Below are 14,050 nucleotides of genomic sequence, written 5' to 3'. Positions count from 1 at the left end.
GCGTGCTTTCGAGCTTTCGGAGCATCACTTCGGCAGCATTTCCACAAAGTTCTGGATCTCCATGATCACCGTTTCACTGGATTCGGGTGACAAAATGTCGCCTGCGAGAATGTGCTGATTCCGATCACCAACCGGCGGCATCTGGATCAAGCGCTTGGATTTCGAGGGGAAGCGGGCATAGGCTGCTTCGATGGCCATCGGATCCACGGTCACGTCATTCGGCGAATACAGCACCAACACGGGGACATCGAGCTGGTCGGGGGTTCGCGGAGTGATGAAATTCACTTGTGCCATCATGGGAAACAGCGCATCACTGGGATAGACGGTGTTCCAATAATATTCATGCCCCGAATTTTGGGGATCCCAATCCCGCTTCTTCCCAAAAACCCAGGGAAGAACCTGACGCGCCCACGGTAGGATGAGTAGTCGGGTGCGGGGATCTGCCGGAGCAAAATTCGGACTGATCAGCACTAGGCCCGCAAGTTCGGAGCGGAACCCATCAACAGTTGCCACCCAACTGGCGAGCAATGCTCCATGCGACGTTCCCACCAGTAGCACTTCCTCTCCAATCTGTTCTCCAATCGCACGTGCTTCCAGCGCATCGTGCATCCAATCATCCAGATTCAAACCCTTCAGCAAATTGCCTGATTCACTGCCATGGCCCCGAAATCGGGTGAAAAATACATTGGCCTGCCACTCAGATGCCAGGGTTTCGAGCACGGGTGAAAGTTCTCCGCGACTGGATGAAAATCCATGCAGATAGACCAGTGATCGCCGGGTGCGGCGCTTGTCGGGATAGGCCCAGATGACTTCGGCCTGCAGGCCGGGTCGGATGGCTTCGCTCGTCGAGGACTCGCGGGAGGCCAGGTATGCATCCACATCCCCGGGGATCTCGGGAATCTGATGCGGCACTTTCCGGAGAACCGGTCGGGGTCCGAGCAACCCTAACAACAGCACTGCCAACAACCCCAGAAGCATGACGATTACGATACTTTTCATGGCATCCAGACACTCGGGTTCAACGATCATGTGGGGTTGCCTCCGGATTTCCGGTGACGGGGGAACCCACCCCTTCACCTACTTCGTCCAGATGCAGTGTTACCTGTTGACCTGCCTTGAGCTTCAACTGCCGCGCAGCACTGCCTCGATTGACTGCCACTTCCAGGAATCCATTCGAACCGATATAGGTGAGCGGCTGCCCTTCTTCCACTTCACCAAAGGTCGAGCGCAAGGGTATGAGGGTTTGGTGAACCTGCACACACGCGCCTGGCTTGAACCTCAGGAGGCGAAGCTCGGACTGGCAGATGTTCGTGATCGCATTGCCAAAATGATCGACATACTGAACCGTTCCATGAATGGAACCCGGCTTCAGTTCTGCCTTGGAAATGGGAAGCACGACCAGATCGTGCACAATCGGACCAAGTCCATCCGGATGCAGCGTACCCGCTGCAATCTTACCCACAACCGGTGCAAACACATCGCGGCCATGAAAGGTGGCACTGATGGGCGATTTCGGATCCATATCGGGCACGATCTCAAAGAACGGCCCCTGTTGGTTTGCATACTCGTGTAGACAATGGGAGAGAATGCCATTATTCGGACACAAGACCGTTGCCTGGCCAATGCGTCCGAGGATGCATTTTCGAGCCGTGCCCACCCCGGGGTCGACGACCACCATAAACAGGGTGCCATCCGGAAAATCACGCAAGCAGCTGGCCAGCACATAACTCGCGGCCCAAATATCACCTGGAGGAATCTGATGAGAAATATCGACGATCCTCGCTTCCGCATGATGCTTCAGAATCTGGCCCTTGATGCTCCCGACATACCAGTCCCTCTGTCCAAAATCCGTGATTAGGGCAATGGTGGGGAAAGTGGATTTTCGCAGGGAGAGGTTCATGGCTGGACACAAATCCTCATGCAAAATTCCCTCCAATGGCAATTTCAAAAACGGCTCTCCAGCACAGTGATATTCCTTCTTTCAGGAGTTCGAACGTCCCAATCTCATCCATCGCCCACCCATTTGTCGCACAGCGTCACGATGCTCTGCAGTGGCAGGGTCCCAGCGCTTCAGACACGCCCAAAATGCTGGCGAATGATCGGGGTGAGGCAGGTGAGCCAATTCGTGCAAAAGGATGTGCCGCTGCAGCAGTGGGGGCATCAGGATCAGTCTCCAGTTCAGGGAGATGTTTCCTTTTGAAGAACAGGAACCCCAGCGACTTCGCTGATCGCGCACCTGCACTCGGCTGATGCATTTGCGAAGCCCCAGCTTTTCACTGAGTTCCAACAAATGGAGCGGCAAATACTGCTCACTCAACCGCCGCAATTGGCGAACGAGCTGTGGTTCCGCAATGCCGTCATATACCACCACTTCATTGTCACGCTCTTCCAGTAGCCCCCGGCTTGCACCGAAACGAACTGGTTTTTCTGTCATACCCAGTGACAATACCGCATGTTCCGTTAGAAAATCCCGGAGAGAACGGGTATCACGCTCGTGTGATTGTCGACGATGCCATACCTCCCGCATCCACCCTTGCTGTTCTTGCAGAAAGTCGCGGATCTGGTGCGAAGCGACTCGGCGCGGATGGGTCAGTAAAAAACCGCGCCCTTCCCGATAGCTCAGTTTCAGACGACGACTGCGGGGATGCGCTCGAATGTCCACGTTAAATGGAATTCCGCTCAGGCTATCTGCGCCACTGGCGATCCTGCTGCGCCCAACGCTCATTGCAATGCATCGCGAATCTGCTGCGTGTACTGTCGGCAGAGCAGTTCAGGGTCCAGTCCACGTTCCCGACACACCGCCGCTACAGAAAACAGAGTGGCGGCAAGCTCGGACTCACTGGCACTTCGCAAGGAGTTCATCGTCTCATGCGGCAATGTCGGATGATTCTGAAAGCCCGCCTTGCTGAGCTGTTTGAAGGTTTTTTTCGCAAACAACAGTGCAGGCAGACGGGGTGGTTGCGGTTTAAAGGGCGAATCCTCAGCCGCCTGCGGCCCATTTTTGACCTCCGTTGCCTTGATCTCCTCCCATCGCTTGAGCACCTGTTGCGAATCCTCAAGGCTGTCTGCATCCCGCTCAAACACATGGGGATGGCGTCGGATCAATTTTTCGTTGACCTGTTTGCAGACCGTTTCCATGTCAAAATGACCCGCCTCGCGCGCGATTTCAGCCTGCATGGCAACGTTGAGCAACACATCGCCGAGTTCTTCAACCATGTGCTCATAATCGAGCCGGTCAATTGCCTCGAGCAACTCGGAGCACTCCTCAATCAGGCATTCCGTCAAGGAGCTGTGTGTCTGCTCCTGATCCCATGGACAACCACCGGGTGCCCGCAGGGTTGCAATCGTCTGGATCAGGGCATGGTAGTGCGGGTGTTCAGTTTCCATGAGTTCATCGCTGTTCAGAACCCAGGCACAATGGGTGGGGTTCCTGTTCACAATCGGATTGTAATCAAGGCATTTCCGGTATTGATGTAAACACTCAATGAGTGATCGACTTGCAGAAATCATGGACTGGAAGCGGCAGGAAGTCGCCCCACGCATTCGTCCCATCCCTGACCGGGAATGGGATCGGCTGGCAAAGCGCCCCGATGCCTCTCCTTTCCTGCTCACCCGAGTCTTGGAGCGACAGCAGCAACGGCTATCCGTGATCGCCGAAATCAAGCGTCGCTCCCCTTCCGCCGGTTCCATTGCCGAAGGCGTCAGTGCCGAGGAGCAGGCGATTCGCTACCTTAATGCCGAAGCCGACGCGCTCTCAATCCTCACCGACGAGAAGTTTTTTGGCGGACACATGCGCGATCTCTGGGATGTGGTGGAGCTTCTCATTCGTCACCAGCGCTCCATCCCCTGCCTGCGCAAGGATTTTATGGTGCATCCCATTCAGGTGCTGGAGGCAGTTGAGGCGGGTGCTTCCATCATCCTGATCATTGTTCGCGCACTGTCGGATGCCGAGATCCGCATCCTGCAGGAGTCTGCAACACGTGTGGGGCTTGATTGCCTTTTTGAAGTGCACACAGAAGCGGAGCTGGAGCGTGCACTCACCTTCAACCCGGGCATCATCGGAGTGAACAATCGTGATCTCGCTCGATTCACAACCGATCTGGCCATCACGGAATCTCTGTTTCCAATGATCCCGGAAGGTATATTCAAAGTCAGCGAAAGTGGCATCTTTGACCTGGAGGACGCGCAGCGTGCGCGCGATGCGGGAGCGGATGCGGTATTGATCGGTCAGGCGCTCATGCAGAGCGACGACCCCGAGCAATTCGTTCGCGAATTACACTCCCTCTGATCCATCAACGAGCAAAGCCTTGCCTCGCGAATCCATGTTTCCGAGGTAGAGCAGTTGCTCTTCTTCACTCCACCAGGCGCACGCGTCCGTCGTGCAGTGTGTAGTATGCTCCTACGATGCGAATCTTTCCCTTCGCTTCGAGATCCGCAAGCACGTCACTTCGACTGCGCAGATCCTCAACCGTGCGTCTCACATTCGCCAGCGTAGCAGCCTCAACCAACGCAGGGTTCTTCGACGTATGCTTCCCTTCCACATCACCTGCATCCTGCACAGCAGGTTCAATATCCCGAAGCAATTCTGTAAGGTTGCCAAGCTTCGCCTGGTCAATGGCTCCCTTGATTGCTCCACAAGACTCGTGCCCCAGCACCATTACCAACTTGGAACCCGCAAGTGCCGTTGCAAACTCCATGCTTCCCAGCATCTGGATGTCCTCCACGTTGCCAGCAACACGCCCGACAAACAGGTCACCAATTCCTTGGTCAAATACGATTTCAACGGGAACCCGTGAATCCACACAGGACAGAATTATGGCCTTTGGGAACTGTCCTTCAGTTGCACTCTGCCGCGCTTCCGCAAGGAAATCACGACGAGTCGTCACTCCGTTCACAAACCGTTCATTTCCGGCTATCAGGTCCTCAAGAACCTCGTCTGGACTCATCGCTTGCTGTTGAGTCTGCGTCGTAATGGCTTGCAGGTGAAGCACTCCAAACATGGCCATCATGGCAAGGCATGCGCCCACCATCCGAATCTGGGGAGAAGTAAGATGTCTCATAAGTAGATTATTTTTCCACCCAGCCTACTCCTTCTGTCATGCCCTTCAAGTCGAGCACGGAGTTCCGTCAAATGCAAAGCTTCTGCGCGCAGTCACTCGCTCTCGCAAAGCCCAGCAAGCAGTCGCTCGATCATCTGCTGCCCCTTCTCCATCATTTCCAAACTGAAACTCTCGTTTGGTGCATGGTATCCGTCCTCGGGCAGGTACAAGCCTATCAGCAGTGAGTCGAGGCCCAGGATCTCCTTGATGTCGTGGATAATGGGAATACTGCCGCCTTCACGCATGAACACAGCGGGCTTGCCAAAGCATTCCGCCGACAATGCGTCGGTCAGGTGAAAGGCACGGGCCAACACCGGATTCAGATCGGTCGCTGTGTTGGGTTTTCCTGGCGGAACTACGAGGTATGCGGCGCCATTGTGATCCTTTTTAATTTCCAGTGAAACCCCTTTGGGGCAGCGCTCCCGTATCGCCTGAATCACCAGATCCTGGATCTTGTCCGGGTCCTGTCGCGCTACCAGCCGACAGCTGATCTTCACACTCGCTTCGCACGGGATAACCGTCTTGGAACCCTCACCCTGATAACCACCCCACACACCGTTGTATTCCAATGTCGGCGCATAGCGTGTGGCCTCGAGCGGACTCAGCCCCGCCTGTTCAAAGAAACCCGGCACTCCAAGGAAATCCTGGAAGGCATCGAGATCCAATCCCAGCTTTTCGAGTTCGTCGCGCTCCCATTGCTGCACTGGCAGCACATCGTCATAGAACCCCGGCACATTGACTGTTCCATCAGCATTGTGCAGCGAATGACAAATATCCATCAAGGCCTTGATTGGATTCAGCACCGCCCCCCCATAAATTCCGCTGTGCAAATCCTTGCGGGCTCCCTTTACTTTGAATTCCAGGCAGGTGATGCCCCGAAGACCCGCGGTCACGACGATCTGATCGTTTTTCTGACTACCAGTATCACAGGCCAGCAGGAAATCCCCCCGCAGGCGGTGCTTCAGGCGATCGAGCACGGGTTTGAAGCTGGGACTGCCAATCTCTTCCTCTCCCTCCAGTAAAAACGTGAGGTTGAGCGGAAGCGAAGGTTGTTGCTCCAGCAAATGCGATACTGCTGCCAGCAGAACCGCTACCGGTCCTTTGTTGTCAGCCGCCCCGCGTCCATAAATGCGGTCCCCTTTAACGGTCGGTTCAAACGGGGCACTCTCCCAAAGCTGAACGGGGTCCTCAGGCTGCACATCGTAGTGCCCATAGATCACGACTGTCGGTGCAGTCTCGGCAACTTTGCGCTCTGCCAGGACAATGGGGTGCCCCTGCGTTTCCAGGGTCTCTGTGGCAAATCCCATGCCTGCAAGCGTATCAACCAGGAAATCCTTGGTATCCAGCAGTGCTGCCTTGCGGGTCGGGTCGGTCGAAACCGACGGAAATCGAACGAGGGTTTTCAGAGTTTCGAGAGCATTGAGTGCCATGTGAAAATCCTGCCGCAGTCCTAACGGGTTTGCAAGCCAATCGCACCCTCAAACCTGTCTCGCCTAGAGTGGAATCCGACTCCCAAAACCATGCCCCGCTTCATCGCGTCGTGGGGGCCGGAGCCGTGTGGACTTCGACGACTGCTCCATCCAGGAGTTAACACTCTGTACACCCGCACCACTGGCAATCGCTGCATCGCGAATCATGTGGTCGTTGGAAACCACCGTCATGCGATCTGGAAATCGCGCCCGCGAAAGCATGCGCTCAATCACACCGTCTGCACTGATGTGCGAGGGTGCGTGTACCACTGTAAACTGCTCATCCCGAAACGGGTGTTCCACTTGCAGGCGCTTGCCTTTCCCATCAAACACGAGGGTTACCTGACTGCCATCCCCATCATGGGTTGCCTGGGCGAGTTTGATCAATTCCGCTTTGGCAGCGTCCGGGGAGATTCTGAATAAATCGCCCAAGTTTTGGACCCCAAACACCACGTTGAACCCATCGATGATCACATGGGGCTGCGCTGCCATCAGATAGAAATCACATGCAAATACCGGAGGCGGTCAGGCCTCATCATCGATACCCAGTTCACGCTTGACCTCGGGAAACTCCTCCAATTCCTGTACAAACTCATCCACACTGAAGTCGGCCACGATGAATTCACCATACTCAAAGGTCGGCGTCAGGGTCTGCCCGCTGATTTCCACCATTCGATCCATGTCCTTCGGACTGCGCATGACATCACGGATTTCCACTTCAACCCCGTGCTGTTCAAAAAAGGATCGGGCCGAGCGACACCACGGACATCCGGACTTAATGTAGAGAATCGGTTTCATTGTGAAGCAATACTTAGCAAAACTAGTCTTCAAATACAATCTCATCAACCCGTCCAGACGTTTTTCGCAAGGCATTTGAAGTGGCACATGTTCGATGCAGCACAGTGGATGCTTTCAGCTCAAGATCCAGCGTAGCGGGAGCTTCCAGCTCGCGTATCCCCCACAGCGTAGAGGGAGCTTCCAGCTCGCGTGTCCCATCCAGCGTAGCGGGAGCTTCCAGCTCGCGTGTCCCATACAGCGTAGAGGGAGCTTCCAGCTCGCGTTCCCCACACACTACAACGAACCCCTCGATCTACCTTTTCCCGGTGAATGGAGAACCCACAAGATCCTGCCCCGCGCTGGATCAGGTTTGCTATTTCAGATGCTTCCCATCTTCATGAAAGGGTGTCATGAGCGATCTGCAATCCATCCACATCAAAGGTGCCCGTGAGCACAATCTCAAGAACCTCGACATCCACTTGCCTCGGGGTCAGCTCATCGTGATCACCGGCGTCAGTGGTTCGGGAAAATCCTCCCTTGCTTTCGACACGCTCTACGCAGAAGGCTACCGCAAATACATCGAAAGCCTCTCCTCCAAGGCGCGTCAGATCCTGGATCAAATGGATCGACCCAATGTCGACTATATTCATGGCCTCTCACCCGTAATCGCGATTGAGCAGCGCAGTGGTTCGGGAAGCAATCCGCGCAGTACCGTGGCCACCGTGACCGAAATCGCAGACTACGCACGCCTGCTCTGGTCATTGATGGGTGTCCGCCACTGCCCCATCGATGGCAGCCTCATCGTTCAACGCACGCTGGATGATTGCATCGAACACCTCTTTCTCGAGGCCGAGGGTTGCCGCACTATCCTGCTCGCCCACTACATGACCGCCAAGCCTGCCATCCTTCGCGAAGAGATTCCCCGTCTCAAACAGAAGGGATTCCAGCGCGTGCGCATTCAGGGGGAAATTCGAGACATTGACGAACCCAGACTTATCCCAACTGGCAGTGATCCCATTGCGGTGGACATTGTGATCGACCGTGTCGTCGTGCGCACAGACCAGCGCAGTCGCATCGCAGATTCCATGGAACTGGCAATGCAGGAAGGCAAAAACCGCTGCATCGCGCTCGTGCAGGCTGATCGGGAAGCAGCCTGGCGTGAGATCCCGCTCAGTCAACACCTTGCCTGCCAGGCACATGGCCATGTCTATGCGCCATTGTCACCGCGTTCATTCTCCTGGAATCACCCGGAGGGAGCCTGCCCACGCTGCGGCGGCACCGGGCAAACCCTTCAGTTTCACGAAGATCTGATCATTCCCGACCCAACGCTCAGCGTCAAAAAAGGAGCGATCAAGCCCTGGCGCATCGGTTCCAAGGCGATGATCATCAAGCGCAATGCCCTGCTCAAACAGCTCGCCGAGCAGCTGCCCTTTGACCCCACCACACCCTGGCAGGAGCTGCCGGAGCAAACCCGACACGCCATCCTTCACGGAGTGCCGGACCGGGAGTTCCTCTTCAAACTCAAGGCCGGCAATCGAAAGCCAGACCCCATGCCCTTTGAGGGAGTGATCGCAGATCTCACCGACTCTCAGCTGCACTCCAGCAGTGAAGGACTACGCGCACGGCTGATGACGTATCAAATCGCCCAGACCTGCAAACACTGTCAGGGTCAGCGCCTGAAACCGGAAAGCCTTGCGGTTGAACTCGAGGGGCTGAACTACGCCAGATTTCTGGGAATGAGCATCTGCGATTCCCTCGACTGGATGCGGCAACACATCGTGTCCCACCCCAGGTATGACGCTGTCGGCGATGCGGTGCATGGTCTTGAGCGGCGGCTGCATTTTCTCAACGAGGTCGGTATCGGCTACCTCTCCCTTGACCGGCAATACCACACGCTCAGCGGCGGCGAAATCCAGCGCGTTCGCCTAGCCACCCAGCTCGGCATGGGATTGGTCGGGGTCATCTACGTGCTTGATGAACCTTCCATCGGGTTACACCCCATCGACAATCGCCGTCTCATCCGCATCTTGCTCGAGCTTCGCGATCAGGGTAACACTGTGATCGTCGTGGAACATGACGGGGAGATCATGCACCACGCCGACCGCATTGTTGAACTCGGCCCCCATGCCGGTGCACGCGGCGGTCACCTGGTTTTTGAAGGCAGTCCGAGCGAGTGCAAACGCGCACCCCAGAGCCAAACCGGTGCCTACCTCAGTGGCAAACTGCGCATCGACCCCGCTGGTGCAGTGCGCCGTCGGAATTCCGATGAAATCGTTGTTTTGGGGGCATCTGAGAACAATCTCAAATCCATCGACGCACACTTTCCCGTTGGACTCATGACCGTTGTGGCCGGGGTTTCAGGCTCCGGCAAAAGCACACTGGTCAACGACATTCTCGCCAACTACGCCGCATTCAAACTCAACGGGGCCAAGACGCTTCCCGGACGCCATCAAAAGATCGACGGTCTCTACCATTTTGACCGCATCATTCGCATCGATCAGGAACCCATAGGACGCAGCCCGCGTTCCAATCCTGCAACCTACACCAAGCTCTTTGACCAGCTCCGCAACCTCTATGCCCAGACCGCACTCGCCAAGGTGCGCGGGTACAAGGCCAATCGCTTCAGCTTCAATACTTCAGGTGGACGCTGTGAACGCTGCAAGGGCGATGGAATGATCAAGATGGACATGCAATTTCTCAGCGATGTCTATGTGCAATGCCCCAGCTGTCACGGTCAGCGCTACAACCGCGAGACACTCGAGATTCGCTTTCGCGGAGTCAACATCGCAGAGCTGCTCGACATGACCGTCGATGACGCATATGAGCTGTTCTCCAAGCAGCCGCGCATCGCAGAAAAGCTTGAAACCCTGCGCGCAGTCGGGCTGGGCTATGTCAAGATCGGGCAGTCGGCCACGACGCTCTCCGGAGGTGAGGCCCAGCGGGTCAAACTATCACTGGAGTTGAGCAAGCGCAGTGCCGGTCGCACGCTTTACCTGCTCGATGAACCCACCACTGGCCTGCACTGGAGCGACATCCAACACTTGATGGACCTGCTCTTCAAGTTGCGCGATCAGGGCAATACCATCCTCATCATCGAACACAATCTTGATGTCATCAGTCTCGCCGACTGGATCGTAGAACTCGGCCCCAGTGGCGGTAACGATGGCGGGCACTTGCTCTATGAGGGGTCGATCACGTCATTTCGCAGTGCTCACGAAACTCCAACCCAACAGGCACTGCAGCAATATGAATCGCTGCGCGATGCCTGAATCCGACTCCATTTTCCTTTTGCGCTGAAGGAAGCGGATCAGCGGCGACGGAACAGCATGTCCATCGCCGCTCCAGCGACTATTTACGAGAGCACACCCAAAAGGCATGAATCACACCGGGCAACCATCCCAGGATGGTCAATAGCAGGTTGATCAGAAAATCAACGCCGAGGCCCTTGTTGATGAGAACGCCTACAGGAGGCAGCAGGATATTCAGGATAATCGTTAGAAGACTCATAGGATTCGAAGCATAACCGCCTTCGCCGATTCTGCAATCTCGCCATCAAAATCTAAAGGCCTTGTGATCGGAGCGTTTTGAGTTCGGCATCTGCCGACCGGTGTTTTGTCAAATCCTGGGTTCAGCATCTAAAACAATCATTTGTATCAGTCGCTTTCTGCAAGCCATGCCCACAACCAGTCCCTCTACGCTTGTTCCTTCCAGATTCGCCGCGCGATTTTGGCCAGTTGCGGAACACGCAGTGCCGGAGAAACCCGGTCGATCTCGGCTTTGCGTCCAATCGCTTCACGGATTTTTTGTTCCAATACCTGCTTGGCCGTCTTGCCATGTGTGAAGCGAAAACGGTGACTTTTCACATAGTCCACCAGTGCATCATAGAGGTGTGTCGTCGATTCCCTGCGATTCCCAAACTCCTTTTTGTAGAGGTAGTCAATCGACTTGGGCAGCACCTCGTTGATCGCATCCTCAACCAGAGCAGTCGCCAGCGAATGCTCCAGCTTTGGGTAACAATGGCAAAGGTGATCCGCGTTCAGAAAATAACTCTCCACATCCGTGCCCTCGGTGTAAAAAAAGCGAACATCGATGCGGTGAAAGGTCTCGTGCTGGTATTCAATTTCAGCATCCGTCAGGTAATCCCGATCCCGGTGCACAAGCACTTGCATGTCTGGCATCCTCTGTTTCACAAAAATGGAGAACAGATTTGCAGAGGCAATTTTGGAGCATCCTTCATAGGAGAGCATGTAGGTCTCATTCATGTGAAATCCCGACGCTTCCAGAAGAAATGCCAGCAGGTTGTTGGAGGTGCTGTCCTCCGTCAGCACCAGACAGCGGTCATGCTGGCCAAGGCCTTTCAAGCGCCGCTCCAGCTCGAATTTTCCTTTGATCGAAAGAAATTCCGCACTGCTGGTAAAGGATTCGATCGATTCGAGTTCCTTTTCTGCAAGGAATAGAATCAGCGGCTCCAGGTCGCCATAGTCTGCAGCTTCCAGTGCCTCATAATAACTGCGGCGCTCGGCGCGACGAATCAGCACCGGAAGATAGCCCGCTTTCATCAGGGAAACATTCAGGATCAGCCGCGCGATGCGTCCATTCCAGTCCTTGAACGGATGAATCAGGGTAAATCCATGGTGCAGCTCTGTCGCCAACAGGATCGGGTGTGCTTTTTTCCGCTTCAACCCGTCGCTGAATTTCTTGAGCAGGTGCTCCAGCTCCCGTTCTATCGTATCCGGACTCGTCGCCTGCTTGCGTTTCCCGCTCGAGTTGCGGATCGCAATCTCGGTATCGCGCATCTGCGCGCTGCCAAACAGGATTTCGGCCAGCACCCGCACCCCGTCCATGCGCAGCTCCCCCCGTGTCATGTCGAACAGCAGCTGCATGACCGCATGCTCTTTGCCAATCTCAAGGTATTTTGCTTTCAACTGCTCACGGCAGCCAGCATCGCAGCCATCGGACCCCACCGCATCGGGAAGATTTCCGTTGCTCGATGTCAGCGAGGTCAGGTGATGGTTGATCTCCCGCAAAAACTGTTCGCGAACCACATCGAAGATCGGATCGTAGTCTGCCAGGGTTCCAATCGAGCGCAGGCGTTCTTCGATTTGCCGAAACTGGGGAAACGAAGTTCGGGGTTTCATGAACGACTGAATGTAACAGAATTTTACATCGGAGCGATGCTTATCTTCACCGCAAGTGGCAGATCTGCACTCAGTTGTAAAATTTTCGTGAACGCATTGTGAGGGAATTTAAAATGCATCAAACCCCTGCTTTTCGTGCTTTATCCGCAACTCATCCAGACGATAATGAAGGAGAAACAGGCAGTGCCGGACCTTGGAATCCCATCTGCCTTCAAGCATTTTTCTGGCTGTGCCATTCGCAGGAATGCGCTGCAGCCGGGGGAGAGAGGACAATAGATAGAGAGAGAATCTGGAAAGGGAAGTGAGGAGCCCTTTTCAGGCATGAGAAACAAGAGGGCCTTTCGGCTGCGTCGCTATGGGAGACACTTCCAGCACCAGCCGGAGGCCCTTCTTTTTGGGGCAAGTCTACACTTTGCCTCCAGGCGAAACTCATGAACTCGAAAAAACCCCACACGCGCATGCCTGCCTCTCCCTTTCCAAAAACAGACCGCTTGCTTGACGCCGAGCTGCGTTTGCCTATGATTTTTACTTGGCTGAACCTGTTAGGATCATCATGAACGGAATTTCAGGATATACTGGCGCTCCGATGGATCCCGCGCTGGAATACAAAACCCGGATTGCGCCCAAGCTCAAACCGGAGATTGAGCGTGTACTGGGCAATCCCTTCTATCCCGATGGCCGCACCCAAGTGCGCTCTGCGGACTTCCCGCGTCAGGTCTTCGAAGCCAATCTCCCGACCTCTCAGCAAGAGGTAGCCCAGAAATTGGGCACCATGCTGAATACACTTGCGTAAGCGCAATCGATCTGAGAGTGTTTTCGTTACGTCATTGCACTTTAGGGTGCAAGATTCGTTCTTTTACAGGTTTTGTAACGCTAACATTTCGGTCATCCATCGACTTTTGGTACTTCATAGATGAAAATTACATCACAACAGGGTGTTGTTCTCGTCTTGGCAAATATCGACAAGAAGATGGAACTTACCAGTGTGAATCAGTAACCTGAAAAAATCCAATCCGGCAATAACACCGGATTGCGAATCCATTTTTTGGGGGTGTTTTGGATTCGACCCTGGGCCGTAGGACTTGGTTGCACGTCGGAGGTGGTGACTTGGCTCCGTAAAAAGGTCACCAACACAATAAATGAAGAAGATTATCTTCCCATGGCTGCATAAGTTCAGTCACGTCTAGCTCCTGATACCTGCTAAGGAGGTCTGGGCGTCATTCAGCAGGCAAGGGTGCTCATCTTGTGTCTGGGATGAAATACCGACATTTTCAGACACTGGCAAACGGAGAGTGTGTCGATTCACGCTCCATGCGCGACATCAAAGAACCGACTAAACGTGTAGACGCCATCTTCGAAAACCCCGGGAACGCGGGTTCGACTCCCGCCACCTCCACCATGCTTCGCCAAGGCTACGGCTGGCTCTGCCAGTGCGGAGTCTTGGCGAAGGCTGCCCGCCATAGCTCGTAGAGCGACGGAGGGCCTCTCATACTGGTTCTGGTTTTGTTCACTGAACAGAAACGTAGGGTCTTCGCTAGCCGGAGACCTCAGTTACCTCACAAGATGC

At 54.9% G+C, this 14,050-nt stretch carries 14 protein-coding genes and 1 other RNA gene; 4 read left to right on the top strand and 11 right to left on the bottom strand.

Going from position 1 to position 14,050, the window contains the following annotated elements:
• Positions 1 to 24: 24 nt before the first annotated feature.
• The 4 genes from ABQ298_09895 to ABQ298_09880 form a co-directional block, all read right to left on the bottom strand.
• The gene (locus ABQ298_09895) at positions 25 to 1,029 is read right to left on the bottom strand and encodes an alpha/beta fold hydrolase (protein MEQ9824684.1); all 1,005 of its coding nucleotides are present in this window, start codon (positions 1,027 to 1,029) and stop codon (positions 25 to 27) included.
• Entirely contained in the window at positions 1,019 to 1,900 is an 882-nt protein-coding gene (locus tag ABQ298_09890; GenBank protein ID MEQ9824683.1) for an SAM-dependent chlorinase/fluorinase, read from the bottom strand. The genes ABQ298_09895 and ABQ298_09890 overlap by 11 nt, the downstream gene beginning before the upstream one ends.
• Positions 1,901 to 1,981: 81 nt before the next feature.
• On the bottom strand, positions 1,982 to 2,725 hold the full coding sequence (locus ABQ298_09885) for a YgjP-like metallopeptidase domain-containing protein (protein ID MEQ9824682.1): 744 nt from the start codon (positions 2,723 to 2,725) through the stop codon (positions 1,982 to 1,984).
• Positions 2,722 to 3,387: a MazG family protein gene (locus tag ABQ298_09880; protein ID MEQ9824681.1), complete on the bottom strand. Its 666-nt coding sequence runs from the start codon at positions 3,385 to 3,387 to the stop codon at positions 2,722 to 2,724. The genes ABQ298_09885 and ABQ298_09880 overlap by 4 nt, the downstream gene beginning before the upstream one ends.
• Positions 3,388 to 3,484: 97 nt before the next feature.
• On the opposite strand from ABQ298_09880, the gene ABQ298_09875 reads away from it, so the two are divergent.
• Positions 3,485 to 4,288: an indole-3-glycerol phosphate synthase TrpC gene (locus ABQ298_09875; GenBank protein ID MEQ9824680.1), complete on the top strand. Its 804-nt coding sequence runs from the start codon at positions 3,485 to 3,487 to the stop codon at positions 4,286 to 4,288.
• A 64-nt stretch (positions 4,289 to 4,352) separates the two neighbouring features.
• Here ABQ298_09875 and ABQ298_09870 read toward each other — a convergent pair whose 3' ends face one another.
• From ABQ298_09870 to ABQ298_09850, 5 genes are all read right to left on the bottom strand, one after another.
• Positions 4,353 to 5,060, bottom strand: a complete 708-nt coding sequence (locus ABQ298_09870; GenBank protein ID MEQ9824679.1) for a carbonic anhydrase family protein — start codon at positions 5,058 to 5,060, stop codon at positions 4,353 to 4,355.
• Between the two features lie 92 nt (positions 5,061 to 5,152).
• Positions 5,153 to 6,529: a M20/M25/M40 family metallo-hydrolase gene (locus ABQ298_09865; protein MEQ9824678.1), complete on the bottom strand. Its 1,377-nt coding sequence runs from the start codon at positions 6,527 to 6,529 to the stop codon at positions 5,153 to 5,155.
• A 63-nt stretch (positions 6,530 to 6,592) separates the two neighbouring features.
• Complete coding sequence (locus tag ABQ298_09860) at positions 6,593 to 7,060, bottom strand: NYN domain-containing protein (protein ID MEQ9824677.1); 468 nt, start codon at positions 7,058 to 7,060, stop codon at positions 6,593 to 6,595.
• 33 nt (positions 7,061 to 7,093) lie between these two features.
• Complete coding sequence (locus tag ABQ298_09855; GenBank protein MEQ9824676.1) at positions 7,094 to 7,366, bottom strand: glutaredoxin family protein; 273 nt, start codon at positions 7,364 to 7,366, stop codon at positions 7,094 to 7,096.
• Between the two features lie 22 nt (positions 7,367 to 7,388).
• Positions 7,389 to 7,640: a hypothetical protein gene (locus ABQ298_09850; GenBank protein ID MEQ9824675.1), complete on the bottom strand. Its 252-nt coding sequence runs from the start codon at positions 7,638 to 7,640 to the stop codon at positions 7,389 to 7,391.
• 115 nt (positions 7,641 to 7,755) lie between these two features.
• On the opposite strand from ABQ298_09850, the gene uvrA reads away from it, so the two are divergent.
• The gene (gene uvrA / locus ABQ298_09845; protein ID MEQ9824674.1) at positions 7,756 to 10,614 is read left to right on the top strand and encodes an excinuclease ABC subunit UvrA; all 2,859 of its coding nucleotides are present in this window, start codon (positions 7,756 to 7,758) and stop codon (positions 10,612 to 10,614) included.
• 79 nt (positions 10,615 to 10,693) lie between these two features.
• Here uvrA and ABQ298_09840 read toward each other — a convergent pair whose 3' ends face one another.
• Positions 10,694 to 10,852: a YqaE/Pmp3 family membrane protein gene (locus ABQ298_09840; protein MEQ9824673.1), complete on the bottom strand. Its 159-nt coding sequence runs from the start codon at positions 10,850 to 10,852 to the stop codon at positions 10,694 to 10,696.
• A 185-nt stretch (positions 10,853 to 11,037) separates the two neighbouring features.
• Positions 11,038 to 12,483 carry a Fic family protein gene (locus ABQ298_09835; protein MEQ9824672.1) on the bottom strand — a complete coding sequence of 482 codons (1,446 nt, stop codon included), beginning with the start codon at positions 12,481 to 12,483 and terminating at the stop codon, positions 11,038 to 11,040.
• A gap of 553 nt (positions 12,484 to 13,036) precedes the next feature.
• Between ABQ298_09835 and ABQ298_09830 the strand changes: the two genes are divergently transcribed.
• Both ABQ298_09830 and ssrA read left to right on the top strand, forming a co-directional pair.
• On the top strand, positions 13,037 to 13,276 hold the full coding sequence (locus ABQ298_09830; protein MEQ9824671.1) for a hypothetical protein: 240 nt from the start codon (positions 13,037 to 13,039) through the stop codon (positions 13,274 to 13,276).
• A gap of 254 nt (positions 13,277 to 13,530) precedes the next feature.
• Positions 13,531 to 13,882, top strand: a transfer-messenger RNA (tmRNA) gene (ssrA, locus tag ABQ298_09825).
• Positions 13,883 to 14,050: the final 168 nt, after the last annotated feature.

Source organism: Puniceicoccaceae bacterium (assembly GCA_040224245.1).
Lineage (GTDB): Bacteria > Verrucomicrobiota > Verrucomicrobiia > Opitutales > JAFGAQ01 > JAKSBQ01.
This window is presented reverse-complemented; position numbering and strand designations above follow the sequence as displayed.